The sequence below is a fragment of the Acetobacter aceti genome (genome assembly GCF_002005445.1).
GTDB lineage: Bacteria > Pseudomonadota > Alphaproteobacteria > Acetobacterales > Acetobacteraceae > Acetobacter > Acetobacter aceti_B.
Map to the genome: position 1 here is coordinate 3,430,001 of NZ_CP014692.1, position 24,914 is coordinate 3,454,914.

Annotated in this window: 22 protein-coding genes and 1 pseudogene; 9 read left to right on the forward strand and 14 right to left on the reverse strand. The window is 58.3% G+C overall.

Translation table 11 applies throughout. From position 1 onward, the window contains the following. Positions 1-175 precede the first annotated feature (175 nt). Positions 176-814 carry a TetR/AcrR family transcriptional regulator gene (locus tag A0U92_RS15760; RefSeq protein ID WP_077813948.1) on the forward strand — a complete coding sequence of 213 codons (639 nt, stop codon included), beginning with the start codon at positions 176-178 and terminating at the stop codon, positions 812-814. A 162-nt stretch (positions 815-976) separates the two neighbouring features. Next, a complete protein-coding gene (locus A0U92_RS15765; protein WP_077813949.1) occupies positions 977-1,369 on the forward strand; it encodes a YidB family protein in 393 nt (130 codons plus the stop codon). A 122-nt stretch (positions 1,370-1,491) separates the two neighbouring features. Here A0U92_RS15765 and A0U92_RS15770 read toward each other — a convergent pair whose 3' ends face one another. The 5 genes from A0U92_RS15770 to A0U92_RS15790 form a co-directional block, all read right to left on the reverse strand. Continuing rightward, the gene (locus A0U92_RS15770) at positions 1,492-2,346 is read right to left on the reverse strand and encodes an aldo/keto reductase (protein ID WP_077813950.1); all 855 of its coding nucleotides are present in this window, start codon (positions 2,344-2,346) and stop codon (positions 1,492-1,494) included. Between the two features lie 324 nt (positions 2,347-2,670). Next, positions 2,671-3,117 carry a DNA polymerase III subunit chi gene (locus A0U92_RS15775; RefSeq protein ID WP_077813951.1) on the reverse strand — a complete coding sequence of 149 codons (447 nt, stop codon included), beginning with the start codon at positions 3,115-3,117 and terminating at the stop codon, positions 2,671-2,673. An 8-nt stretch (positions 3,118-3,125) separates the two neighbouring features. Further along, the gene (locus A0U92_RS15780; RefSeq protein ID WP_077814511.1) at positions 3,126-4,592 is read right to left on the reverse strand and encodes a leucyl aminopeptidase; all 1,467 of its coding nucleotides are present in this window, start codon (positions 4,590-4,592) and stop codon (positions 3,126-3,128) included. Positions 4,593-4,803: 211 nt separating this feature from the next. Then, a complete protein-coding gene (locus tag A0U92_RS15785; RefSeq protein ID WP_077813952.1) occupies positions 4,804-5,847 on the reverse strand; it encodes an MYG1 family protein in 1,044 nt (347 codons plus the stop codon). Positions 5,848-6,012: 165 nt separating this feature from the next. Next, complete coding sequence (locus tag A0U92_RS15790) at positions 6,013-7,170, reverse strand: MFS transporter (RefSeq protein ID WP_077813953.1); 1,158 nt, start codon at positions 7,168-7,170, stop codon at positions 6,013-6,015. 438 nt (positions 7,171-7,608) lie between these two features. Between A0U92_RS15790 and cysQ the strand changes: the two genes are divergently transcribed. Next, positions 7,609-8,400, forward strand: coding sequence for a 3'(2'),5'-bisphosphate nucleotidase CysQ (gene cysQ, locus A0U92_RS15795; RefSeq protein WP_077813954.1), 792 nt, complete (start codon positions 7,609-7,611; stop codon positions 8,398-8,400). 13 nt (positions 8,401-8,413) lie between these two features. Here cysQ and A0U92_RS18055 read toward each other — a convergent pair whose 3' ends face one another. Further along, positions 8,414-8,569, reverse strand: coding sequence for a hypothetical protein (locus tag A0U92_RS18055; protein WP_222927832.1), 156 nt, complete (start codon positions 8,567-8,569; stop codon positions 8,414-8,416). Between the two features lie 12 nt (positions 8,570-8,581). On the opposite strand from A0U92_RS18055, the gene A0U92_RS15800 reads away from it, so the two are divergent. The 3 genes from A0U92_RS15800 (at position 8,582) to A0U92_RS15810 (ending at position 11,811) form a co-directional block, all read left to right on the forward strand. After that, positions 8,582-9,616, forward strand: a complete 1,035-nt coding sequence (locus A0U92_RS15800; protein ID WP_077814512.1) for an L-threonylcarbamoyladenylate synthase — start codon at positions 8,582-8,584, stop codon at positions 9,614-9,616. Continuing rightward, positions 9,613-10,155 (forward strand): hypothetical protein, encoded by a 543-nt coding sequence (locus A0U92_RS15805; protein WP_077813955.1) that lies wholly within the window; start codon positions 9,613-9,615, stop codon positions 10,153-10,155. The genes A0U92_RS15800 and A0U92_RS15805 overlap by 4 nt, the downstream gene beginning before the upstream one ends. Positions 10,156-10,383: 228 nt before the next feature. Next, a complete protein-coding gene (locus A0U92_RS15810; RefSeq protein WP_077813956.1) occupies positions 10,384-11,811 on the forward strand; it encodes an FAD-binding oxidoreductase in 1,428 nt (475 codons plus the stop codon). Positions 11,812-11,856: 45 nt separating this feature from the next. On the opposite strand, the gene A0U92_RS15815 is transcribed toward A0U92_RS15810, so the two are convergent. Together A0U92_RS15815 and A0U92_RS15820 are read right to left on the reverse strand one after the other, a co-directional pair. Further along, positions 11,857-12,489 (reverse strand): LysE family translocator, encoded by a 633-nt coding sequence (locus tag A0U92_RS15815; RefSeq protein ID WP_077814513.1) that lies wholly within the window; start codon positions 12,487-12,489, stop codon positions 11,857-11,859. Positions 12,490-12,608: 119 nt separating this feature from the next. Continuing rightward, the gene (locus A0U92_RS15820) at positions 12,609-14,978 is read right to left on the reverse strand and encodes a TonB-dependent receptor (RefSeq protein ID WP_236748384.1); all 2,370 of its coding nucleotides are present in this window, start codon (positions 14,976-14,978) and stop codon (positions 12,609-12,611) included. A gap of 410 nt (positions 14,979-15,388) precedes the next feature. Between A0U92_RS15820 and A0U92_RS15830 the strand changes: the two genes are divergently transcribed. From A0U92_RS15830 to A0U92_RS15840, 3 genes are all read left to right on the forward strand, one after another. After that, positions 15,389-16,900, forward strand: a complete 1,512-nt coding sequence (locus A0U92_RS15830) for a replicative DNA helicase (RefSeq protein ID WP_077813958.1) — start codon at positions 15,389-15,391, stop codon at positions 16,898-16,900. 430 nt (positions 16,901-17,330) lie between these two features. Beyond that, complete coding sequence (locus A0U92_RS15835; RefSeq protein ID WP_187668799.1) at positions 17,331-17,666, forward strand: oleate hydratase; 336 nt, start codon at positions 17,331-17,333, stop codon at positions 17,664-17,666. Next, complete coding sequence (locus A0U92_RS15840; protein WP_077813960.1) at positions 17,656-17,910, forward strand: hypothetical protein; 255 nt, start codon at positions 17,656-17,658, stop codon at positions 17,908-17,910. The genes A0U92_RS15835 and A0U92_RS15840 overlap by 11 nt, the downstream gene beginning before the upstream one ends. Here the strand turns inward: A0U92_RS15840 and A0U92_RS18395 are convergent. From A0U92_RS18395 to cydD, 6 genes and pseudogenes are all read right to left on the reverse strand, one after another. Then, positions 17,860-18,274, reverse strand: a pseudogene (locus tag A0U92_RS18395) (transposase); the annotation flags it as partial. The gene A0U92_RS15840 and the pseudogene A0U92_RS18395 overlap by 51 nt on opposite strands. 176 nt (positions 18,275-18,450) lie before the next feature. Further along, positions 18,451-18,642, reverse strand: a complete 192-nt coding sequence (locus A0U92_RS15850) for a hypothetical protein (protein WP_077813962.1) — start codon at positions 18,640-18,642, stop codon at positions 18,451-18,453. A gap of 10 nt (positions 18,643-18,652) precedes the next feature. Continuing rightward, the gene (cydB, locus tag A0U92_RS15855) at positions 18,653-19,789 is read right to left on the reverse strand and encodes a cytochrome d ubiquinol oxidase subunit II (protein WP_077813963.1); all 1,137 of its coding nucleotides are present in this window, start codon (positions 19,787-19,789) and stop codon (positions 18,653-18,655) included. A 13-nt stretch (positions 19,790-19,802) separates the two neighbouring features. Beyond that, a complete protein-coding gene (locus tag A0U92_RS15860; protein WP_077814515.1) occupies positions 19,803-21,428 on the reverse strand; it encodes a cytochrome ubiquinol oxidase subunit I in 1,626 nt (541 codons plus the stop codon). 89 nt (positions 21,429-21,517) lie between these two features. After that, entirely contained in the window at positions 21,518-23,215 is a 1,698-nt protein-coding gene (cydC, locus tag A0U92_RS15865) for a thiol reductant ABC exporter subunit CydC (protein ID WP_077813964.1), read from the reverse strand. After that, entirely contained in the window at positions 23,212-24,894 is a 1,683-nt protein-coding gene (cydD, locus tag A0U92_RS15870) for a thiol reductant ABC exporter subunit CydD (RefSeq protein ID WP_077813965.1), read from the reverse strand. The genes cydC and cydD overlap by 4 nt, the downstream gene beginning before the upstream one ends. Positions 24,895-24,914 lie beyond the last annotated feature (20 nt).

The following is a 24,914-nucleotide window of genomic DNA, read 5'->3' on the forward strand; positions in this document are numbered from 1 at the left end:
ACTGCCAGCAGGCAACCTCCCTCAGGTCGGCCGCCTTCATCTGACGATGCTCGTTTCGCCTCTGTCGCCATGGACGCTCCTTGACGCTGACCGAACCGATCGGTCAGCATGCACCCTATCGGCTTTCCCTAAGGCGTCAATCACGCCTGCATCCCCCACGGCACCAGAGAAGATCATGCAAGACCAGGATACCTGCTCACCGCAACAGCCCGGAGATGCCTCCTCAGCCAAACGGGAGCAGATCCTGAAGGGAGCCCACGATATTTTCGCGGAACATGGCTACGAGGGCGCAAGCATGTCCGTTATCGCGCGCCATGCGGGCGTGTCGAAAGGCACGCTTTACAACTACTTCGAGAACAAGGCCGAGCTCTTCACCGCCGTTGTGAAGCAGAAGGCCGAACGGGATCTCCCGGCAGCCTTTCGCCCGGTGAACGCCGATCTGCCACCTCGCGAAACCCTCAATGCCCTCGCCCGCTCGATCATCGCCCTCATCATCGCCCCGACAGCGCTCGCGCTCTATCGGGTCATCATTTCAGAAGCGCGGCATTTCCCTCATCTTGCCGAGACGTTCTGGGAACACGCGCCCGCCATCTGCATCGACACACTGGCCCGATGGCTGACCGACCGGACCGAGAAAAAGGAGCTGAATGTCCCCGACCCGATGTTCGCTGCCGAGCAGTTCTATACCTTGTGCCAGACCCGTATCATCACACGTCGCCGCTTTGAGCTGCCTGTTTCCACGACGGACGCTGATATCGACCGGATTGCCGACGCAACCGTGACCATGTTTCTGGCAATGTATTCTGCAAGCTGAAATTTTTGTCATGATGTGAATCGTGGCCGAACTCCATGCCCTGCCACCCGTTCAGTCTCCAGACAGACAAGCGGCTCTGCATCCTGTCAGCCCTTATATCAGAAACGCCCTCCGACAGAGACAGTGACGTCCGCTTGCCGTTTACGGTTAAAGGAGACTGTCATGACCAAGAGAATGAACGACAATCTGCCCGGCGTTCTGAATGACGCAGTTGATTTCGTGACAAACGCCCGGAAGGATAATTCAGGACTCGCCTCTGCTGTGAGCGAATATATGGGAAAAGAAGGCGCGGTCGGTATTCCGGAAGTTCGCCACCGTGCTCACGAAGCGGGTCTGGACGGCCTTCTTCAGGGATGGAGAGACGCGATCAGCAAGACGCCAGCCACAGAGGCCGACATCAAAACACTGATTCCCCATGGTGTCATCAACAGGTTTGCAAGGGAAACAGGGCTTTCTCCGGACGCCGTGATTTCAGGCCTCGCTTCAGTCGTCCCCGGCATTGTCTACCGCAACGCCAGACAGGCCGAGGCAAAACAGAAACCAGAAGTCCTGTAAAACGCCGTTATAGCTATAAGAATAACGAGACAGCGTTCCGGCCTGAAGACCATTCTTCAGGCCGGAAACTGTCATGTGAAGAAGGGAAAAAGCGGAGAACTGATCCGATCTCTCCGGCTTCCTCAGATCACCTCAAGAGCAACCTTCTTTCGGGGAGGAGAGAACGCCTTGTCCAGCGCAGTCAGGTCGCCTTCCTTTAATTTGATTTCCTGAGCAGCAATGTTCTCACGAAGATGTTTCTTCGATCCCGCCTTGGGGATGGCAATCAGAGAAGGCTGACGCAGAACCCACGCCAGAGCGATCTGCGCCGGAGTTGCTGGCCCGAGACTTGTAGTGTGGTGCTGGGCAATTTTCGCCAGCACATTATCCTTCAGCATCCCGCCCCCCTGACCAAGCGGCGAGTAAGCCATCGTCACCACCTGACGCGCCTGATTCTCCTTCAGAAGATCGAATTCGATTCCACGATGGCTCAGGCTGTAAAGAACCTGATTGGCAACACAACCGTCACCCTGACCGGTCTGAATCACCTCTTCCATCGCGTCCGTGTCGAAATTCGAGACGCCCCAGCTACCGATCATCCCACGATCGCGCAATGTCTCGAAAGCTTCAAATGTTTCCTCAAGAGGGATATTTCCCTGCCAGTGCAGAAGATAGAGATCCATATGATCGGTACGGAGCCGCTTGAGAGAGTCGGTGCAGCTCTTGAGCACACCTTTGGCTGACGCGTTCGAGGGCAACACCTTGCTGACGAGAAACACGTCGTTCCGTCGCTTCTCTATCGCTTCTCCCACGACACTTTCAGAACGGCCATTGCCATACATTTCAGCCGTATCAATCACGCGCAGCCCCGCATCGAGACCCGCCTGCAGACTGGCGATCTCATCGCTGCGCAGGGAAACATCGTCGCCCATGTTCCATGTGCCCATGCCTAAAGCCGGGACTTCGACGCCATTCTTGAATCTGACCGTGCGTGTCATGACATCTTCCTTTCAGGAAAACTGTCTGCAACATTCATCATACGGGATTTGCGGTCGTGTCGCAGACTATCGTTCGCAATCCGCTTTTGTATTCTCAGAGATGGTCACAACGCAGCAGAACGGAAAATGATCCACGCTCGAGAAAAACTAGCGCCAACCAGAAAGCTGCTCTTCCTAAGCTCTGATAAAAACAAAGTTTTTGGTAAAGCTTTTTTCAAAAAGTTTTAGAGAACGCCCCCTTTTTGAAAAAAGGCGGCACCCAAAAACTTTTCCTGTCTTTACAGAGATGCGTGCGAGCCAGCTTCTGGAAAGCAAGACTTGCCTTCAGCGCGCCCTTGTCCAGCCCTTTGCTTCCTGTTTCCAGTAGGCCAGCGTGTGCCCGGCGTCACGCAACGCCACCCAGCGCACACGCGCCGCCGCGACCGCCGCCTCATCCTGCCCGTCAAACAGATCGAACACACGCTCGAACGGCTCCAGGGGAAGAACCTTGTTCACGCCAGTAAGAAACAGGAAATCTGCCCCATTGGGAACATCATCGCCCGCCGTAATCCACACGGGCTGACGCTCGGGATATTTCCCGCCCGTCGCGGCGTGTGGGAGCCACACAGGCTCCACGACTTTCCAGAGCGCATCATCAAGAGCGGCGACCGTCTCCGGGTCACCGCATCTGACGACGGCTCTCCTGCCCGCGTCCAGTGTGCGGCCCAGCAGCACCGGCAACGCTTCAAACGCGCCGGTGCGTGTCAGATGGTAGAAGCCGACTTCGGCCACCGGCCCTGTCAGCCCTCGAACTGACGCACGAACCGGTCAAGCAGGCGCACGCCGAAACCGGACGCGCCTTTTGGAGAACCGGACTTCGCCTTGGTCGCCCAGGCCACGCCTGCGATGTCGAGATGCGCCCACGGCGTCTCACCCACGAAGCGCTTGAGGAACTGCGCCGCCGTGATGGACCCACCCGCGCGACCACCGCCGATATTCTTCATATCGGCAATATCGGACTTGAGCTGCTTGTCGTATTCCTCGCCCATCGGCATCCGCCAGAGCTTTTCCTGCGTCGTGGCGCCTGCTTCCGTCAGTTTCTCGGAGAGCGTGTCATCGTTCGAGAACAGGCCCGCATATTCGTGGCCCAGACCAACAATGATCGCCCCTGTCAGCGTGGCGAGATCGATCATGTAACGCGGCGAGAACGTCTCACGCGCATACCAGAGCACATCAGCCAGAACGAGACGGCCTTCCGCATCGGTGTTCAGCACCTCGATGGTCTGGCCAGATGCGCTGCGCACCACGTCGCCGGGACGCTGTGCGTTGCCGGACACCATGTTCTCGACGATACCGATCAGACCGACCGCATTCACTTTCGCCTTGCGACCAGCCAGCGCCGCCATCAGACCGGTGACAACACCTGCACCGGCCATGTCCCACTTCATGTCTTCCATGCCGGCGGCAGGCTTGATGGAAATGCCGCCGGAGTCGAACGTCACGCCCTTGCCGACAAACGCCAGCGGCGCGGAGTCATCACCGGCACCATTCCAGCGCATCACCACCATACGCGGCGGGTTGTCACTACCCTGCGCGACACCAAGCATGGAGCCGAACTTCAGCTTCTCAAGCGCGGGAACGTCGAACACTTCGACTTCGACACCGAGTTTTTTCAATTCCTCGGTGCGTTTGGCAAATTCAATCGGTGTCAGGACATTGGCGGGCTCGCTGACCAGATCGCGCGTCAGGGTCACACCCTTCGCCACGGCTTCCCAGCCAGCCCACGCGGCTTTCGCACCCGCCACATCCCTGGTCAGAATGGCGAGAGAAGCCAGCTTCGGCTTGTCGTCCTTCTTCTCCGTCGTGCGGTAGCGATCGAAGTGATACAGGCCGAGTGACGCGCCAAGCGCTACATGCACTGCCAGTTTCGGATCAAGCGCCGCCGTGGACACTGCGCCCTGAACATGCATGGTCAGCGTCTGCGCCGCCGTGCCGCCGATCTGCTCGGCTGTTGTTTCGGTCAGGCTGTCCTTGTCCCCAAGGCCCACCAGCACAACGCGATCCAGCTTCGCACCCGGAGCCAGCACCACGCAGGTTGCGCCACGCTTGAAGGTGAAAGACGCCGCTTCTGCGGCACGGGTGAGAGCCCCGTCGGTCGCCTTGTCCACAGTAGCGAAAAACTCGGACCGCGCCGTATCGGCGAATTCGGGCAGCGCCAGAGCACCGCTGGTAGGGAGCGCGAGGTCGGAGAAGCTGATCTCTGTCACGTTGACGCCTTTTCCTTGTCTGACAGGCGCGACGACGGACCGGTTCCGCTGCCCCACCCGGAGCTATCCACTGTTAGAGGTAGCGAGGGGGACGGTGGTTGGCAACGGCTGGCATTGCTTCACCTGAATGTGTTGCGTGTTTCAGGGTCCCGGGCTCTGCCCGAACCCGGCAGGAACCGCTGGTCCCTGCACCCTGAATGCTGGGTAAAACTCAGGCTGACTTGCCGCTTTTGAGTGACTCGTCGATCTGCAAGGCCAGTTGCGCCATTTTCAGCGCGCCTTCGCGGCTTCCAGCGCCACAGATGAAGCGGGCCGGATGCGCGAACACCGCATCCGGCACACCCGACACTTTCGCCAGTTCCGCTTTCTCCAGACCACCCCACGCTTCCGGAAGGGAGACGCGCTGGCCGAAATCCCCACGTGTCGGCGAAATCGCCTTCACATTCCACTGGCCGTTATTGGTCGGAGACACCACATAAACCACAGGCAGGTCATTCTCGAAGATCATTTTCTCGGTCGGCATGCCCGTGTCCATCAGCAGGATACGCTTGTCTTCGGCCCTGGCATAAGCCTCCATCACCCGGCTCGCAGCTTTCAGGCTGGCCCGCACACGGTCCAGAGAATTGACCAGATGCGCCGCGACGGCACTGGCGGCATTGGCGAAACCAGTGGTTTCACGGGTGTTTGCAACATCCGCTCCGTACAGTTCCGTCGTATCCCACGGCGGATTGCAGGCCGAAACAATATCCGCCAGCGAGAGCTTGCCCATCTTGGCCACGCCATTGTCGTCCAGATCGACAGGAAGGATCAGCGACTTGTCGAGCGTCTGCCAGATCGACGCCACATCGGTTTCACTGACCGGCGTCTTCAGGACCGCGCCGAGAATATTGCGGATCGCAGCCTTGCCGTAATCCTTCCAGAGCAGCCCGGCGGCGCTGTAAGGCGTGCCATCGTCCCGTAGCGGCTTGACCCGCATGTGATGATCGTAACGACCTTTGGGAGGCGCATACTCACCGCCGACATCGAACACGATATCCGCAGCCTGAATGTCTTCCGGATTACGCGAGCGTACAAAGGTGAGGCGTCCGCCATCATGACCGTTCAGCACGCGGCCGCGCAGATCACCCTCCGGCTCAAGCGCGTAATGCAGGATCACGTAGCCCAGCGTTTCATCCGTATGGAAATTCCCGGAATGGGTCAGAGCCCGAACGGGGGAAGCCTGCTGATCCAGACCGATGGGAGTATGTTCTGACATGAAAGAATCCGCTGTAGCCGAAAATAGTTTCAGAGCCCGATCGGGTCAGGCCGTCTCCGCCCGAACCGCACATCAGTCTCTCAGTTCATGACCCGCACCCGATCCGGTGCCGGATACATTCCTGACCTGAGAGCCTCTCATGCCGCAGAGAAACCGGTTACACAATCAGCTTCGCGCGGAAATGACCTGCAGCGTCAGGGCTCCTGCGGCCATCAACCCGCCAAACAACGCAACCGCACTCCAGCCGCCAGTGACCCACGCGGCCGAGGCGCCCGCCGCACCAGTTGCGCCGCCGAGAAACATCACCCCCATGAAAAGCGTATTGAGACGGGAGCGCGCTTCAGGACGCAGGGCGTAGACGATATGCTGATGCGAGACCAACGCACTCTGCACCGCGAAGTCCAGCAGAATACAGCCGACAACCAGCCCGGCCAGAGACAGCCATGTACCAAAAAGCACCCACGACAGAAGCGTGAGAATTGTCCCCGCCAGAATGGCCCGGTGCGGCCCGTGCCGGTCGGCAAACCGTCCGGCGAGCGGAGCCGCCAGTATCCCCACAGCGCCCACGATCCCGAACAGTCCGGCGGACTGCGCGCTGAGATTGAAGCGGGGCTCCTGCAGATGCAGCGCCAGAATGGACCAGAAGACGGAGAACGTGCCAAACAGCAGCGCCTGCGTGAAAGCAGCCAGTCGCAGCGCCGGAAACTCCCGCCAGAGATGCGCCAGCGACACCATGAGACTGGCGTAGCTGTGCTGCGTATCGGGACGACTATAGGGCAGCAGCAGACGCATCCCCGCCCCCGCGCCCAGACTCAGCGGCACGCCCAGCCAGAACATCTCACGCCAGCCCGCGTGATCCGCCACGAATCCGGCCAGCGTCCGGCTGAGCAGGATGCCGCACAGCAGTCCGGACATGACCACGCCCACGACCGCACCGCGCCGTTCCGGTGGCGCTAGATGCGCCGCAAACGGCACGATCTGCTGGGCGACAGTCGCGGCGGCCCCGATCAGCAGCGAGCCGAGCAGTACGATCCCCGCACCGGGGGCGAGCGCCGTCACCGCCAGCGCCACGGCCAGCAGCACGAACTGCCAGACAATCAGTTGACGGCGTTCAAGCAGATCTCCCAGCGGCACCAGCGCGAACAGCCCCAGTGCGTAACCAAGCTGCGTGGCCATGGGGACGAGCGCCGTGAGACTGCTCGGCATCGCCCGCTCCATGACGCCCAGCATGGGCTGATTGTAATAGATACTGGCGACGGCGAGACCGGTGGCGGCGGCCATTGCGAGTGTCATCCCGCGACCGGGAGAAGAAGAGGCGGTCATATGGCTTCCTGAAAGGGACTACGGTCCATGAATAGCAATCTGCCCGAACGATTCCCTACCCTGTTCTCTTTGTGAAGAGGTCCAAAGAGCAATATTCTTTCCTTCGCCCATTGATTTAACAAGTCGGAATCAATGGGGCTGCGTCCTTTTGCGGGGTTCGGGGCAAAGACCTGAAAAGCGGTCTGCGCCGGTCATCCGAAGACCCATCCAAAAGAAGCCAACGCGGACAGTATCCGAAACGGATATTGACCGAGCCAGCTTTCCCGCCGCCCTTTCCTTAACCGGTGTACCTAAAATGGAGGAGACAGAAAATAGATGCCCCGCCTGAAACAGCTGAGCCACTGGACCGTTTCCTGCTCACGCCACAAAAGACAGACTGAAACAGGCGGTCACCAGATAATCAATTGCGCCTTCACTTCTGGGGAGTAAGAAAGAGATATGACGCTTTCCAACGCTCCGGTCTCTGACGCCGCGCTCCTCGCCCTCGCCCTCCGTCTCGCTCGCGAGGCCAGCGACATCATCAACGCCATCCGGGCCAAAGGCTTCGTGACCACCACGAAGTCGGACCGCTCTCCGGTGACGGAAGCCGATCAGGCAGCGGAGAAGCATATTCTGGCCGGACTGCGCGCCGCTGCACCCCACATTCCGGTGATTGCGGAAGAAGAGATGGCGGCGGGCATCCGCGTGAAAGGCGGCGCGGAATACTGGCTGGTCGATCCGCTGGACGGCACACGGGAATTCGCCGCCGGACGTGACGACTTTACCGTGAATATCGGGCTGGTGCGTGATGACCGGGCCGTTCTCGGCGCAATGGCGCTCCCCGCTTACGGACAGTTCTACACCGGCGGCGAAGGGCTGGGAGCGACCCGCTATGACGCCGATGGTGAGCATGCAATCCATGTCCGCAAGGCGCCGAAGGACGGACTGGCGGTCCTCGCCTCCCGGCATCATGGCGACGATCCGGCCCTGGAGAAATTTCTCGGTGAGCGTCCCATCGCCTCGCTGGGCAATATCGGTTCGGCCGTGAAGTTTGTCCGTGTGGCCGAGGGTGTGGCGGATTTCTATCCGCGCCTCGGACCGACAATGGAATGGGATACGGCGGCCCCTCAGGCCATTGTGGAAGCAGCGGGTGGTCAGGTCATGCTGCTCGATGGCAGCGGCCCTCTCCGCTACAGCAAACCCGGCTGGAAAAATCCGTTCTTTGTCTGTACGGGTGATCTTGGCGACTGAGGCGACGGAGCGATCACGCTCCGCTGCCGGTTTTCCTGTCGCAGGACGGGATGGTTCGGTGACAGTCGCGGTTCAGGCTGGGTGGAAAACGGCCGCGTCCTGCGACGGCGAACGCCTGAAATCCAAACTGGCCGTTTGTCGCCATTCCGTGATAAGCCGACAGCCTCATCTGAGGAGCCGTATGACCGACCGCCTTGTTTCCGATGACGCAGAGCAGCCCGAGGGCCTGATCCGCGCCGCAGAACTCCTGCGCGACGGCCGTCTTGTCGCGTTCGGAACAGAGACGGTCTACGGCCTCGGCGCGGATGCGACCAATCCTCTCGCGGTGGCCCGTATCTTCGAGGCCAAGAAACGCCCAAGTTTCAATCCGCTCATCAGCCATTTTCCGAGCGCAGATGACGCCTTCAGACATGTCGTCGCAACACCGCTGGCCCGCACGCTGGCGGACCGTTTCTGGCCCGGCCCGCTGACCCTTGTGCTGCCACGCCGTCCGGACGGTGAGATCTGTGACCTCGCTGCCGCCGCGCTCCCCACAGCGGCCGTGCGTGTCCCGGCACAGGACACCGCGCTCGCGCTGCTGCGCGCCGTCGGACGACCGGTTGCAGCCCCTTCCGCCAATCCGTCCGGCGCGGTGAGTCCTTCCGACGCCGATCATGTGCTGGATGGGCTGGCTGGACGCATTGACGCGGTGCTTGATACCGGCCCGTGCGCTGTCGGTCTGGAAAGCACCATTCTGGATCTGTCCGGCGAGACGCCACGCCTGCTCCGTCCGGGCGGCGTTACTGTCGAGGATATTGAAGCCGTCATCGGTCCTGTGGAACGTCATCGTGACGCGCAGGAAACGGGCGCGCCCGTCGCTCCGGGCATGCTGACCTCGCACTACGCGCCCGGCCTGCCCGTCGTGCTCAATGTCCGGTCAGTGCAGTCCGATGATGCGCTGCTGGCGTTTGGTCCCCCGCTGAACGGTGCGCGCGTGACGTGGAATCTCAGTGAGACCTGTCGTCTGGATGAAGCGGCCTCGCGGCTGTTCGCGGGCCTTCGTTATCTCGACCAGCACGGCACACAGGCCGGATGCAGGCGGATCGTCGTGCAATCGATCCCTGAGACAGGTCTGGGCCTCGCCATCCGTGATCGTCTTGGCCGGGCAGCCGCCCCACGTCCAGCTTCCGATGCCTGTCAGGACGCCCCTTCGACACAGGAGCATCACGTCGCATGAGCGACTCGTTTGATCCGAAAGAGCTGAAAGTCCTCTCCGATATTCTGGCGCTGGTGCTGGAAGATCAGGCTGGCCAGTCGGAAGCCGCTCTTTCCGCCCTGCGCGCGCGGGCGCAACGCAACAAGATCACCGGCGGCGCTCTCAAGAACCTTTTCACGGCGATCGCCCCTAATCCTCCGAAACGGACCGGCGCGGCGGCTCCTCGCCCACGCGCATCCCGCTCGGCGGCGGCAGGGGACGTTCAGCTCGAACGACAGCGTGTAAGGGAGCTTTCAGAAAACCTGAACCGGCTCGACATGGAGTTGCGTAATGTAAGGGCGTCCAACGCGTCCCTGAAGGCGGAACTGTTCCTGACCCAGCAGGCGAGGGCGGAAACCCAGAGCCTGCTGGTGGCCGCGCAGTCAGCCACGCACACCCGGTTCGGCCTGATCGGCGTCGTCCTGCTGGTCGGCTGTATTGCGGGAGTCGCGGGCGGCGAACTGTTTCACTCGCTGAAACCCGCTCCCCACCATGTTCCCAACGCCGTTTATCTTCACTAGGGGCGTTATGCACGTTGCCTCATCCGCTCCCAACTCATGAGGGCGGATTCATCTTTTTCTGGAAGTAAAAAGGCTTTTGCTTATCAGGAGACCAGTCTGCCGCTCTCTGACCCAACAAGGTTTTTTAATTCTTCTTTTCAAAAAAGAACCGGGAACAGCGCCAACTTCAGTTCTGAGTCCTTCAGCATTATATAGCGCCCCTTCAGGCCCATATCCGGACGAACCAGCATGACCAGTCTTCCTCCCGCCCTGCTCGATGCTCTCACAAAGGCTCTCGGCCCCGGTGGTCTGCTGACTGATGCCAGCGACATGACGCCGTACCTGACCGACTGGCGCTCGCTGTTCCACGGCAAGGCCGTCGCCGTCGCGCGTCCGGCCAGCACGGCAGCCTGCGCGGAAGCCGTGCGGCTGTGCGCGAAGCATAACGTCCCCGTCGTGCCGCAGGGCGGCAACACCAGCATGGTCGGCGGGGCGACACCGGATGAGACAGGCCACGCGCTGGTCATCGTCACCAGCCGCATGAACAGGGTGCGCGAGATCGACCCGATCGACAACACGATGGTTGTGGAAGCGGGCGTGACGCTGAAAGCCGCGCAGGACGCCGCGACGGCTGCCGGACTGATGCTGCCGCTGTCCATTTCCTCGGAAGGGTCGGCGGAGATCGGCGGCGTGCTGGCCACCAACGCGGGCGGCAACAACACCGTGCGTTACGGCAATGCCCGTGAACTGGTGCTTGGCCTCGAAGCCGTGCTGCCCGACGGGCAGGTGCTCGATGTGATGCGTCGTCTTCGCAAGGACAACACCGGTTACGCGCTACGCCAGCTTTTCATCGGCTCGGAAGGTACACTCGGTCTCATCACCACAGCCATTCTCCAGCTTCAGCCGAAGCCGAAATCCGTCGAGGCCGCCCTCTGCGCCGTCGCGGACGCCAAGGGCGCGCTGGCCCTGTTCTCGGCCTTCCGCAACACGGAGCCCAGCGCGATTCAGGCGTTCGAATTCATGTCCGGCCTGAGCATGAACCTCGTCAACACGCTGATCCCCGATGCGTCCCTGCCGCTGTCAGAGGCTGCTCCCGGCTATGTGCTGGTGGAACTGGCGAGCCCGCGTGAAGGCGGAGCCCTGCGTGACCTGATGGAAGAAGTGCTGGGCAGGGCCTTCGAGGACGGACTGGTGAGCGACGCCGTGCTGGCGGAAAGCGAAACACAGCGTCTGGCCTTCTGGAAACTGCGCGAGGAACACGCCGAAGCACAGAAGCGTGCGGGGGCTTCCGTAAAGAACGATGTTTCCGTACCGCTCTCCGCCATTCCGACCTTCATCGACCGCGCGACCGCAGCCTGCGAAGCGCTGATTCCCGGCATCCGCGTGGCCCCGTTCGGCCACATTGGCGATGGGAATATCCACTTCAATCTCGTCCAGCCGGAAGGCGCGGACGGCAAGGCGTTCCTCGCCCGCGATCACGAGATGATGGACACGGTTGCGGGTATCGTAAAGGAACTCGGCGGCTCCTTTTCCGCCGAGCATGGCGTCGGTCAGCTCAAGACCTACATGATGCCGGGCTGGCGCGGTGGCGCGGAACTGGACATGATGCGGCGCATCAAGAGCGCGGTGGACCCGGAAGGGATCATGAATCCAGGGAAGATTTTCCCGGCAGCCTGAATGATGACTCTCCCTGCCGGGAATGCTTTTTTCCGGCAGGAAGTTTCATGCAGCCGGTTTCAGTTTCAGCAGGGCCAGTCCGAAACAGGCGAAGATGCCTCCCGTGATCCGGTTGAACCATTTTCTGACTGTCGTGCGCACCAGAAACCGTGACAGTGACCGTCCACCAAAAGCGTAGACGCCATACCAGAACCCTTCAATAGCGGCGAAAGTCACAATCAGAATAAGAAATTTCGGACAGTGCGCCTTTCCGGGGCTGATGAACTGAGGAAGAAACGCAGCCGCAAACAGCAGCAGTTTGGGATTGCTGATACCCACCGTGAACCCTGCACGAAACAGAGTCTTCCCTGACGGTGTTTTCCTGTTTTCCCTATATTGAACCGGGATGGATGAAACTTCCGCACACCATGCTTTGACACCAAGGAAGATCAGATAAGCCGCGCCCATATAACGCAACATGTCGAACACGCCCGGAAGAGCCAGAAGAACTGCCGCCAGCCCCAGAGCAGACGCCATAAGGGTCAATACAACGGCTGAAACACAGCCCAGCATGGCCACAGAGCTCCGTTGCCATCCAACTTCGAGACTACGTGTCATGATGTGCAGCATATTCGGACCCGGCGTGCCCGAAAGCAGGAAGACCGTCGCAACAAACAGCCACCATGTATGAAGAGTCATCAGCCGGATCATCCCGTTTCTGAAAAAAGAACGACAGGCTACCATATGCAGGAAATAGAGCGATATTTCAGGACGATCGAACTCCTGAAAAGGATCGACCGTCCTGAATGCCTTACGGTTTAATAAGCAAAGCTGACTTCACCCATGAACATACGTCCGGCGGACGGTGTTGCACGGTTGGAGAACAAGCTCTGATAGTTCAGACGGTTGGCAAGGTTGTAGCCGTTCATGGACAGTTTCCAGTGCTTGTTGAAACGATGCGAGACCATCGCGCTGAAATCCAGATTGGCTGGCACGCGGTAGGTATTGGCCGCATCAAGCCACACATGCTGACGCCACGTCACACCGCCGCCGACAGTAAAGTTGTAGAGCGTATTCGGGAAGGCGGCATAGGCCGTCCACAGGGTTGCCTGATTATGCGGAACATACTGGATATTCTTGCCACGATTGGCAGCCGTGGCTGAAGAGGTAGTCGAACTGTCGTAAAGCGCATAGGTCGCGGAAACATTCCAGCCCGGCAGGATGATCCCGCCCACGGAAAGCTCCAGTCCCTGATTGCGCTGACGGTCGGTCGAACCTTCGATGGTTCCGGTAACAGGGTCGGCGTTGAGAGCATTGCCTTTCTCAAGCCGGAACAGGGAGCCTGTCACGCCCATGCGTCCATTGAGCAGGCTGTATTTCGCACCCACTTCATAAAGCTGGGATTTTTCCGGACTGGCATAGGAATTTGTTCCAGGCCGGATCGGCACTGAACCGTTGGTGACATACATGCCCATCGGTGTGGTCGAACTGGACCATGTGAAATAGTACATCTGCCTGTCATCAGGTGTGATCATCAGGCTGACATTCGGATTGAAAACACCCGTGGTGTTATGAAAATGCTGGTCAGGGTTGGTCGCCACGTCCCCGCCCTTGAGATTGTAGCTTGTCTGCCAGCGATCCCAGCGGAAACCTCCTTTGACAGACAACCATTTTGTGAACCAGATCTGATCGAACAGGAACAGTCCCGTATCAAAACCATAGCCGCTGCTGTCAGCTTTCGCACCGAGCGAGCCCAGCTTCACCAGTCCAGCAGGATTGGCGTCTCCCGGCACCATGTCCAGATTTCCAACGTGAGGATTGGGGTTGACCAGATTGGCGTAAGGCTTGGAATTCAGGTAGGTGGACTGGGCCCGCACATCATTCACCCGCTCGATATCGAACCCGGCGACCAACTGATGTTTCAGAAAACTGGTGTTGAAATTGGCGACCACGGACGCCACATTCTGCACCGACCAGCTTCTCTGCTGATACGGCAGAGGCGCGAAGTAGGTTCCACCACCCTTGCCATTACCGGCCCCGACCGGGCCGGATCTCGCTACCAGCGCATCGGAAGGATCGCCAAGAAAGTAGTTGTTGACGCAGGTTGCGTCACAGGTGGCCTTGGATGCCGCGAAATTCCGATAATACTCGCCGCCCCGCAGATCATTATAAACCGTGATATTGTCGTTGACCTTATATGTAAAACGCGCTGTTTCCATATTGTCATTTGTGGAATTGTGATCGCTGTCCGTGCCATACCAGTTCGTGCGGCGCACTCCATATTCGGTAATCGGTTTTCCTGTGGATGAGCCGGGCGGCTTCACGACAGGCACGCCAAAGTCAGGAATCGAATCTTCCTGCTGATGCATGTATTGCAGCACCAGTGTTGCGCGTGATCCCAACCCAAAGGCGATCGAGGGCGCGATCCCCCAACGATGCGAATAGAGATAATCGCGACCAACGATGTTATGCTCGTCTCCCATCCCGGTAATGCGGAAAGCCGTTGTCGCGTCGAGCCGCTGGTTGACGTCGATTGTGCCGCGGTAATAACTGCCGGACCCGCCGTTGAACTCGGACCGGTAGTGATTGTCGAGACCGGGCGTCTTGGTCACCATATTGATGGCGCCACCCGTCGTTCCATTTCCAAAGACTTCCGAAGACGGTCCCTTGATGACGGAAACGGATTCAAAATTGAAAGAATCTCTTGAATAGACACCAAAATCACGAAGACCATCTTCATAGATGTCATTCTGTGCCTGAAAGCCGCGGATCAGGAACTGGTCTCCATTCATGCCGCCGGCGCCTTCACCGATCGAGGCCGTGACGCCAGGCACGTTGCGGAGCGCTTCATCAAGTGACTTGACGTTCTGCTGCTGCATAAGAGCCTGCGGAACCACATTGATGTTCTGCGGTGTGTGCATCACATCCTGTGGCATCCGGGAAAGACCGACAGACGCGTGCATCGTGTTGAAACCATGACCGGTCACGGTGACCTGCTCATCGCCATGAGCGATCACGCCGCCGCCCAGCACTGCGCCTGCTTTGGTCTGTTTCCCGTTTTTCTGCATGGCAGAATCCTGGGCTTTTCCGGGATGCTTGCGGTCCACGCCCTCTTTGATCGCGACCGTATCCGCACCGTACGCCTGAGTTGTGATCAGCAAACCTCCCGCCATGGAAAGGGGTTTCATATATGCGCGGATAAAATCACTCACCTGCCGTATCTCTCTCTATGTCAAGGATTACGCTGGCTTCATAAGCGAATTGATAATCAGTTGCAACAACAATGATACACTCGGCATCACTTCTGATACTTTTTTGCAACAGGTGAATTCCCCATATGAGAGGATGCAAAATCTGCATTCATTTCAAATAACCATTTTAATTTATAAATATTGTCATGAAGATATTCAGCAGTCAGTGTCGCAGCCGGATCTCAGACCATTTCAGAGTCGACGCCGCTTTAGTATTCAGCAAAATCAGCCATCCACACTCATGGCCGCCAATGCTCCTGTCACGACCCAACAGATAACGTCATCAGATCTGGATCAAGTCAGGTCTGGGCGCATCGCGTCCCTGATGATAAAGAAGAGCGGTGACCATGACCGACTCTCCCACCACCCCTGCCGCTGACGGCGCACTTCTTGGCGTTTCACTGCGTCAGCCCCCTTCCAATGTGGACGCCGAACAGGCGCTCCTTGGCGCACTGCTGACCAACAACAAGGCTTATGACCGCGTCTCCGACTTCCTGACCGGCGCGCATTTCGCCAATCGGGTGAACGGCGCGATCTATGACGCGATCGCCAAGCGTATCGAGGCAGGAATGCTGGCCGACCCGGTCACGCTCCGAGCCACGCTGGAAAATTCCGGGATTCTGGATGCGGTCGGCGGCCTGCCCTATCTCGCCAGACTGCTGACGGCGACGGTCGGCATCATCAACGCTGGTGACTATGGCCGGGCGATTCAGGATGCCTGGATTCGTCGCCAGTTGATCGATATCGGCGAAACCATCGTCAACAGCGCCTTCGGCAGCACCGATCTCGACGGACAGGACCAGATCGCCGCCGGTGAGGAACAGCTTTTCCGGCTGGCCACCGACAAGGGGCAGGACGGCGGCTTCACCGGCTTTGACCGGGCGCTCGCCTCCGCCATCGAAACCGCCGAAAAAGCCTTCCGCAACGAAGGCGACGTGTCCGGCCTCACCTCCGGTTTGCGCGACTTCGACAGGAAGACCGGCGGCCTGCATCCGTCCGATCTGCTGATTCTCGCCGGCCGTCCCGCCATGGGCAAGACCGCGCTCGCCACCAAGATCGCCTTCTCCGCCGCGCGCGCGCTGCTGAACGCCGCCCGCGACAAAGGTGAAGGCGTGCAGCCGGAAGGGGCTGTCGCGATCTTCTCGCTCGAAATGTCATCCGAGCAGCTCGCCACACGTATTCTCTCCGAGCAGGCCGAAGTTTCCGGTGAGCGCATCCGTCGTGGTGATATCGGACAGAAGGAATTCGACCGGTTCGTGCGCGTCAGCCGTGAGCTGACCCAGATTCCACTGGTGATCGACGACACTCCCGCCATCTCGCTATCGGCCATGCGCACGCGCTGCCGCCGTCTGAAACGGACCAAGGGGCTGAGCCTCGTCGTGGTGGATTATCTCCAGCTCATGCGCCCAGCCGTCGGCACACGTCCGGACAATCGCGTGCTAGAAATCTCGATGATCACGCAGGGCCTGAAAGCCATCGCCAAGGAACTGGAAGTGCCGGTCATCGCCCTGTCCCAGCTTTCCCGTCAGGTGGAAAGCCGAGAGGACAAGCGCCCGATGCTCTCCGATCTGCGTGAATCAGGCTCGATCGAGCAGGACGCCGACGCCGTGATGTTCGTCTATCGCGACGAATACTACCTCCAGCAGCGTGAGCCGAAAGAAACGGCTTATGATTCGTCTGATAAATATCAGGCGGCGCTGGAAGACTGGGGTCGCAAGATGGAGCTGGTCCACAACAAGGCCGAACTGATTCTTGAGAAGCAGCGTCACGGACCGACCGGCACGGTGCAGCTTTACTTCGAAGGCCAGTATACCCGCTTTGCAGATCTGGATACGGTGCATGAAGAGTATGAACGGTAAAGATCTATAATCAATAAGGAATTTTTGAATCGGGATGTTGCTCTTTAAAAGAGTAGTGTTCCTTGATGCTTTTTGGAAAAAACTTCACCAAAAAAAAGTCTTCATGGATATTGCAATATATATATAATTTTTGTAATTTATTTAAGTATATGTATTTTATAGAAGAATATTGAATTTCAGAAAACCATTCTACAAACAAAAAACTTTCCGATCAAGTAAGACTATCTTCTGCCACGACACGCACCTTTCTGATCGAGTTAAAAACAAAATCACTATCCGACCCAGCGAACCAGGTGAGCAGATGAACTACCCAGCCTGACAGCAGCAGTCCTGTGCGGCGATGTGCAGAAAAACCAATCTCTGCCGGATTGGAACGCCCTGACTCTGACCGGCAATGCACGGCGGGAGATCAACGCGCTCATTCTCCCGGATGAGGAAGAAATTCACGAGCAAGATCATCAGCGGCGGGCTGTCCACCGACTTCCGGAAATCGAATTTCTGTCTATTCTGGCGCTCGATGTTCACATTCGAGCCTTCACACAGCGTGATCGAGATGAAGCGCTATCTCGCCCGTTTTGCGCATCAGATCCTCGGACAGAAGGATCTGCACACACTGAAATTCACCAAATATAATCAGCAGGAATCTCTGGACAAACCCTGGCGACATGGCTTGCTGATCAAGGTATGGTGTTTCACCGCAGCGCAGGTCACGAATGTCGCCGTCGATTTGCCGGGTAGAAAGAAAATCACAACCCATGTCGACTGAGTGGAAAGCGGCACGGAACATGGCGTCGATCCTGATCCAGACGAACTGGTTTTCATCACCAACGGCTCAATGGTATAAAATTCCAGTTGGGGTGATCACCATGCCCCTGCGCCGACCGATACGACCCCATCAAGGACGGCAGCATCTGATGGTTGTGGCGCAACATCGCGCCGCAGAATCCGGCGTTCGGGCTGCCCTTTATTTTCTTGCCAGCGTCATAGCCGCACGACCCGCCATTTTCTGAAGTTTTTACCGACTGTCTGTCGACGATATCTACCGAACGCGTAGCATTCCGTCCGTCCAGATCGCGCGACAAGGATCACGAGAATAAGGTTGATTTCATCCCAGCGCCCTCGTGGATCTACTGATGGAAATAGCCCTGCACAGTCGTGAACACCGGAGACTGTCGCGGCAACTGTCGCCACTGGCAGCCGGTCGTAACGCTATGAAAGATCGCCTCCATAGCGCGGTGCAGGTCAATCCGCCATAGTCTCCCACGTTGCTTACTCCCGGACATCAGCGGAGCAATCAACGCTCATACCGCATCGCGCAGCATACTCAAGGTCGTCCCTTTGATGCTGCGCGCGGATGGTTTCAGTCCGGACCATCCAGATCTCTTCAGATTATCGCAAATCCATAAATTATAGCCACTGGAATCACTTAATTCATTCCCTGCCAGACAGTCAGGGAAATAAACGACTGATATATATGACTGCAACAATATAAAAAGTCAGGTAAAGCATGGGAATAAAGAAAATAATTTGTTCCAGATCACCCATCATGATCAGATTTCCTTTTCCGAAATGTGTTCATCCTGAGCGTCCAGCAGGATGGCTCCCGCACCGGAGATGAGAATGATCATCACCGTGCCAACCACCCATGCGAAATACCAGGGCCCCTGATCGCCGACGAAAACGGCGAACAGGAGCGAGACAACCAGAACTGCGGCCAGACCAGCGAGACGTATGATATTCATGACACTCTCCTCAATAACTGTGATTATCGTGAATCACATCCGCAGTGCGGACTTTGCCGCGCATGACGTAATAACACCATGATGTGTAGGACAGAATGATCGGCACGAAGATCGAGGCGACGACCAGCATGCAGGTGAGACCATAGGCGCTGGCCGTGCTGTTCCAGATCGTCAGACTCTGATCGGGTGTTGTAGAAGATGGCATGAGAAACGGAAACATCGCGCTCCCCACGGTGCAGATTGTACCGATCCATGACCCCACACCGATCCACCAGGCGAGGACGGGACGGTTGGTCTTCACCATCATCGTGCCGAGCAGCATGCAGGACACTCCAAGCAGCGGCAACAACCAGAGAGCTGGATGCAAATGGAAGTTTTCCAGCCAGCCACCAATACTGACAGTCACATGCTGCCCCTGCATCGGATTGGCTGGCATGCCGGGATTGCCGTTGTCCAGATGAAAACCGTTCAGACGGCTTATGAAAACACCACCAATCACAAACAGAACAGCAGCCGTCACGCCACCACGCATTGCATAGCGACGGGCACGGCCATGAATGGGGTCCTCTGACCGCAGCATCAGCATGACGCCACCCTGATAGACGCTGAGTGCCACCGACATCAGTCCACACAGGATCGCAAACGGATTGATCAGATAAGAAAAGAACGATTCATCCTGATAATACTGACCGGTCCAGCCGAAATGATAGCCCACCCCCTCAAGCACGTTTCCAAAAGCTGCACCGTAAATGAACATGGGCAGCGCACCGGAGATCAGGAATACGCCGTCCCAACTGGCGCGCCAGTGTTTGCTGTCGGCCTTGGAGCGGTATTCAAAAGCGACCGGCCTCAGAATCATGCTGAACAGCAAAAGGATCATCACAACATAGAAAACTGAGAATGACGTCGCGTAGAGCGTCGGAAACGCTGCAAAAATAGCGCCGCCTCCGAGAATGAACCACACCTGATTGCCGTCCCAATGAGGCCCGATGATGTTGAGCGCCGTGCGACGCTCGCCATCATTACGACCGACAAAGCGCAGCAGGGTGCCCACGCCCATGTCCATGCCGACCATCACGCCCAGTCCGATAAACAGGACGCCCAGAATGCCGGCCCAGACAAGTTTCAGAATTGCGTAAGTATCCATTTCAGATAATTCCTTACGAAGATAGGGAAGATGCAACAGAGAAGGCACTCTTCCCGTCGGGAACGATGCTCAGATGTGTATCGTGCGTTTCATGCGCATCGTGATCGGGACCAAGTCGGGCGTATTTGAACATCAGGAAAAGTTCAGCTGCGATAAAGATTGAATAAAGCAGCGCGAATCCGGCCAGAGAGAAAATCATGTAGCCGACGCCATGGCTGGACGCAGACAGGAAAGTCGGCAGTCGGTTGAAAACGGTCCATGGCTGACGGCCTGCCTCTGCTGTAATCCAGCCAAACTCCGTAGCGAGGATCGGCAGTGGGATAGACCACATGCAAAGTTTCAGTAGCAGACGGTTTTTTTCCAGACGGTTTTTCAGACTGACATAGGCGGAAAAGGCGAAAACGGCGAAGAACCACAAAGACAGAAACACCATGATCCGGAAAGCCCAGAAAGTGACAAACACATTCGGGAGAATATCCGGTTCGGTCTGCTGCACGACGCTGGCCAGCCGGTCCGCAGGAATATTTGTTACATCCTGATTGGGGGCATGACGCATGGCCAGAAAGCCGAAACCCATATCGGCTTCATGCGCTCTGAACTGCTCCAGATCGACGGCATCATGAGTCCTGCTGTATTGATGCAGGGCTGAAACAGCCTGAATACCCGAGATAATATGCGGACCGGCCTGCTGCTCCAGTTCGATCATGCCGGTAACCGGCGTATCAAAACTATGGGTTACAAGTGGCGTGAGAACGAAAGGCACACCTATTTCAAGATGGTTTTCCTGTTTCGCATCGTCGGGAAGGGCAAAAGCCAGCCAGGGCTCGAAGGGTGGGTTGGTGGTGTGCCAAACGCCCTCGATCGCGGCGATCTTGGTGGGCTGGTGTTCGTAATCAAGACGTCCAAGCACGTCACCCAACGTAATCACGGCAACGGTTGAGATGATGCCGAAGAGCGCCGCCATGCGGAAAGAGCGCGCGGCAAAAGCCTTGTGTTTCCCGCGCAGGATATAAAAGGCGCTGATGCCCATGACGAACATGGCGGCCGAGACATATCCGGCTACCGAAGTATGAACGAACTTCGCCTGCGCATCCGGATTAAAGATCACCTTCACCACGCTGTCGAACTGCATACGCATGGTGTCCGGATCGAAATGCGCGCCTTCAGGCATGTTCATGCTGGCATTGGCCACCAGAATCCACAAAGCCGACAGGTTGGAACCCAGCGCAACAAGATAGGTGATCGCCAGATGCGCCTGCTTGCTTAACCGGTCCCATCCGAAAAACATGAGACCAACAAAGGTTGATTCCATGAAGAAGGCCATCAGCCCTTCAATGGCCAGCGGCGTGCCGAACATATCACCGAAAAAACGGGAATACATCGACCAGTTGGTGCCGAATTCAAATTCCATCGTGATGCCGGTGGCGACACCGATGGCAAAATTGATCCCGAACAATTTGCCCCAGAACTGGGCCATGTCCTTGTAGATCTTTCGGCCGGTGACGACGTACACCGTCTCCATCGCCGCCAGCATGAACGTCAGTCCCAGTGTGAGGGGGACAAACATGAAGTGATATAACGCCGTCAGCGCGAACTGGAATCGCGACAGATCAACGACATCCGGATTAATAAGGTCCACGATCATTTCTCCTGATCTCTGCAATCTGACCTGCCCACTCCGTGCGCAGAGTCATCGATCGTACCGTCTGGCACGCAGTCATCGTCATCTCATCGCGGCCTCCCGCGATCTGTCGTGTTTTCATGAAATTGCCGGTTTGCGATTTCCACTGTCCGGTCCAGAAAAGGCAGGACTGTCGTGCGATGCGTGATGCAGAGGAGCGTCACATCATGGGACAGGGAGGCAGTCAGAGCGGTCATCACTGCCCGTTCCGTCTCCGCATCCAGTCCTTCGGTCGGTTCGTCGAGGATCAGCCAGCGCGGACGACGCAGCAGCACGCATGCCAGAGCCAGTCGCCGCCCCTGTCCACCGGACAGGCAGAGACCGGCTTCACCGACAAGAGTATTCAGTCCCGCCGGTGTCTGATGCACGAAGGACGCTAGTTGCGCTGTCTCAAGCGCCGCCCACATCGCGGTTTCGTCTGCTTCGGGACACGCCATTGCCAGATTGCGGCGAATACTTCCCTGAAACATATGCGCGTCCTGCGAGAGTATTCCGACCGTTTCAGGCAGGGTGTCTGTGTCCAGCCTGCTGACGTCCACGCCGCCAAAGCGCATGACGCCTTCCTGATATGCGATGAAACAGAAAAGAAGATTAACAAGAGTGCTTTTTCCCGAACCGGATGGCCCTACAAGCGCCACGCGTTCACCCTGCCGAATTGTCAGGTTGGCGTGCCGCAGCACCCAGCTTTCATCGGACGCATAGCGCGCGCCGAGATTGCACAGTTCCAGATCAAGAGGCGCGTGCGGCAGCGCATTCCTTTCTTCCGGCGTATCATCATTCTTTGGTCCACACAGCGTCAGGAGACGCTGCTCAGAAAGCCGAGCCTTTCTCTCCATCTGTCGGGCTGCTGACAGTGGCGTCACATTTTCAAATGCGGCCAACGCTCCAAGCGCCAGCATCGGCAGGCAGGCGGCGGAGAGAAAGCCTCCCTCTCTGGCAGTCGCTGCGCAGATCAGAACGCCAACTGCGGTCAGCATGGCCAGCACACCAACCAGAGCCCTGTTGGCGCCTTCAATCATCGCAAGCTGCATCCGGGCCTGTCGGACCGCTATCTGCCGCTTTTCCAGTCGCTGTGTCATCGCGGGGCCTGCGCCCAGAAAGGCGATTTCATCCAGACTTTGCAGCACCTCGACCAGATCGCCGTGCATGGCATCCTGATGCACGACCATGCGGGCTGTAGCCCGATCCGAGAGCCATCCCGCCATCCGCGGCAGCACCACGCCGGACAGCAGCAGCCCTGCCGCCAGTACAAGTCCGGCCATCGGCGCGAAAAACGTGGTCAGTGCGACGCAGGTTACACCGCATACTACTGCCGTGACACGCGGCACCCTGACGTCAAGCCAGACATTTCCAGCGCGCTCCGTGTCGGCGACAAAGCGAAAAAGCTGTTCACCACTCCGGCGTCGGGCCAGCAGTTGCGGAGGAAGCGCAACCAGACGCGCGAAGCTCCAGGTACGAACCTGTCCAATCCGACGCAGGGTGACGTCGTGGGTAACCACCCGCTCGCCATAACGGGCCAGAATCCGGGCTGTCGCCAGAAAACGCACCCCGGCGGCAGGAAGAAACATGTTGAAGGCGTCACGGGCCGCCAATCCCGCCAGACCGGCGACGGCCGCGCTCGCCAGCAGCCAGCCGGACAGGAACAGCAGACCGAAATTCGCCAGAGCCGCGAGGGCAGCGAGCGCCAGACCCAAAATCATCTGACGTTCGGTCGAACGGGGCGGCAGGGAAAAATCCTGTTTCATGCCGCAACTCTTTCGTCACAGGTGACAGTCCGTATCGTGCCGCCGTCAATCAACAGCAGATGATCTGCGTCTTTCATCAGTCTCTGCCGGTGCGTTGAAACGATGACGATCCGCCCCTGCACGCAACGACGGATCGCATCCGTCACGCGTTTCTCGCTGTCTGGATCAAGGGAGGCTGTTGGTTCGTCGAGAAACAGGATGTCAGGCTTGCGGATCAGCGCCCGCGCCAGAGCCAGTCGCCTTACCTGCCCACCGGAGAGCCGTGCGCCGTGCTCACCGATAAGGGTTTCAAAACCATTTGGAAGCTTCTCAATGAATGAGAGAGCATCCGCTTCCAGAGCTGCGGCACGGAGGCTGGCGATATCCGCCTCCGGCGCACCGAGGCGCAGGATTTCAGCAACAGTGCCGTAGGGCAGGCAGGGGCGTTGCGGCACCCAGCCCATTCGTGACCATGCGTCGTCGATTGGCTGCCCCTGAGCATCCAGAGCGCGCACGCTGCCTGTGACGGGCGTATGCAGCCCGAGCAGCGTGCGCATCAGGGTCGTCTTGCCGGCGCCACTTTCGCCGATCACAACCGTCAGTTCATCACGGGCAAACCGGCAGGACACGTGAGTCAGAACAGCCGGGTTTGTGCTGTCATAGCCCAGGGAAAGATCGTCACAGACGAGGCAGGCGGCAGGTCGGTTTGAATCATGCTCCGCCGCCGTCACTCTTTTTGGCGTTTCAGGCAGGATCAGGAGAGCATCGATCCGCTCCATCGCGACTGTGGCGTTCTGTCGCGCGTGGTAGCTGGCGGAAAATGCCCTCAGAGGCATGAAATATTCCGGAGCCAGCAGCAGAACGAGAAAGGCGGTGCGGAAATCCGCGTGACCGGCCAGCAGGCGGGAACCGAACACAACCGCGATCAGGGCGATCGACAGGCTGGCGAAAAATTCGAGTGTGGCGGAGGTCAGAAAGGCGATGCGCATGACCGATAGCGTCGACCGCCGGTAATCATCGGCCATGGTTGCAACGACATCCACGGCCTGCCGCGCATGGCCGAAGAGCCGCAGGGTTGTCAGTCCCTGAACAAAATCGAGGAAACCGGAGCCGAGCAGAAGGAGGCGGGTCCATTGCCGGTCCATGATGGCCTGCGCCCGATAGCCAACAAGCGCCATGAACAGGGGAATCAGGGGGCCGGTACAGGCCAGAATCAGAAGACTCCAGCCATCAAGCCCCGCGACGCAGGCCAGAATCATCAGCGGCAGGACGACCATCATCGCGGCTTTTGGCAGATATTGAGCGATATAGGGTTCCAGCGCGTCGATGCCGTCCACCATGGTCGTGACGGTTTCTCCTGCGCCGCGATGTGCAAGACTGACGGAATCGGTCCGCAGCAGATGCCCCAGCACGTCTGCCCGGAGGGTGGTGGTGACTTTCATGCCTGCTGTGGCTGACGCCATATCAGCCAGCCAGACCAGAACTGCGCGCCCGGTCAGAAGTAATACCAGCCACTCAATCTGGCCGACTTCGTCATGAAAGCCGCGCCCCCTGAAGGTCAGGTCATCGACGATCCCACCGAAAACGAACAGTTGCAGCACCAGAAGCGCCGCTGACGCGCTGCCCAGACTCAGCGCCACACCCAGCCACAGTCTGGCGCGTGACGTCAGTCCTTTCAGCTTTCCGTGTCCTGTCTGCATTGACTGCGCACTTCCACCTG

Bases quoted from the DNA above. Each gene is read 5' to 3' on its own strand.
- cydD (WP_077813965.1), bottom strand. From the start codon at position 24,894: ATGCAGACAGGACACGGAAAGCTGAAAGGACTGACGTCACGCGCCAGA.
- A0U92_RS15830 (WP_077813958.1), top strand. From the start codon at position 15,389: ATGACCGACTCTCCCACCACCCCTGCCGCTGACGGCGCACTTCTTGGC.
- A0U92_RS15815 (WP_077814513.1), bottom strand. From the start codon at position 12,489: ATGACTCTTCATACATGGTGGCTGTTTGTTGCGACGGTCTTCCTGCTT.
- A0U92_RS15850 (WP_077813962.1), bottom strand. From the start codon at position 18,642: ATGAATATCATACGTCTCGCTGGTCTGGCCGCAGTTCTGGTTGTCTCG.
- A0U92_RS15810 (WP_077813956.1), top strand. From the start codon at position 10,384: ATGACCAGTCTTCCTCCCGCCCTGCTCGATGCTCTCACAAAGGCTCTC.
- cysQ (WP_077813954.1), top strand. From the start codon at position 7,609: ATGACGCTTTCCAACGCTCCGGTCTCTGACGCCGCGCTCCTCGCCCTC.
- cydB (WP_077813963.1), bottom strand. From the start codon at position 19,789: ATGGATACTTACGCAATTCTGAAACTTGTCTGGGCCGGCATTCTGGGC.
- A0U92_RS15770 (WP_077813950.1), bottom strand. From the start codon at position 2,346: ATGACACGCACGGTCAGATTCAAGAATGGCGTCGAAGTCCCGGCTTTA.
- A0U92_RS15840 (WP_077813960.1), top strand. From the start codon at position 17,656: ATGTCGACTGAGTGGAAAGCGGCACGGAACATGGCGTCGATCCTGATC.
- A0U92_RS15805 (WP_077813955.1), top strand. From the start codon at position 9,613: ATGAGCGACTCGTTTGATCCGAAAGAGCTGAAAGTCCTCTCCGATATT.
- A0U92_RS18055 (WP_222927832.1), bottom strand. From the start codon at position 8,569: ATGAGGCTGTCGGCTTATCACGGAATGGCGACAAACGGCCAGTTTGGA.
- A0U92_RS15800 (WP_077814512.1), top strand. From the start codon at position 8,582: ATGACCGACCGCCTTGTTTCCGATGACGCAGAGCAGCCCGAGGGCCTG.
- A0U92_RS15835 (WP_187668799.1), top strand. From the start codon at position 17,331: ATGAGGAAGAAATTCACGAGCAAGATCATCAGCGGCGGGCTGTCCACC.
- A0U92_RS15785 (WP_077813952.1), bottom strand. From the start codon at position 5,847: ATGTCAGAACATACTCCCATCGGTCTGGATCAGCAGGCTTCCCCCGTT.
- cydC (WP_077813964.1), bottom strand. From the start codon at position 23,215: ATGAAACAGGATTTTTCCCTGCCGCCCCGTTCGACCGAACGTCAGATG.
- A0U92_RS15760 (WP_077813948.1), top strand. From the start codon at position 176: ATGCAAGACCAGGATACCTGCTCACCGCAACAGCCCGGAGATGCCTCC.
- A0U92_RS15820 (WP_236748384.1), bottom strand. From the start codon at position 14,978: ATGAAACCCCTTTCCATGGCGGGAGGTTTGCTGATCACAACTCAGGCG.
- A0U92_RS15790 (WP_077813953.1), bottom strand. From the start codon at position 7,170: ATGACCGCCTCTTCTTCTCCCGGTCGCGGGATGACACTCGCAATGGCC.
- A0U92_RS15765 (WP_077813949.1), top strand. From the start codon at position 977: ATGACCAAGAGAATGAACGACAATCTGCCCGGCGTTCTGAATGACGCA.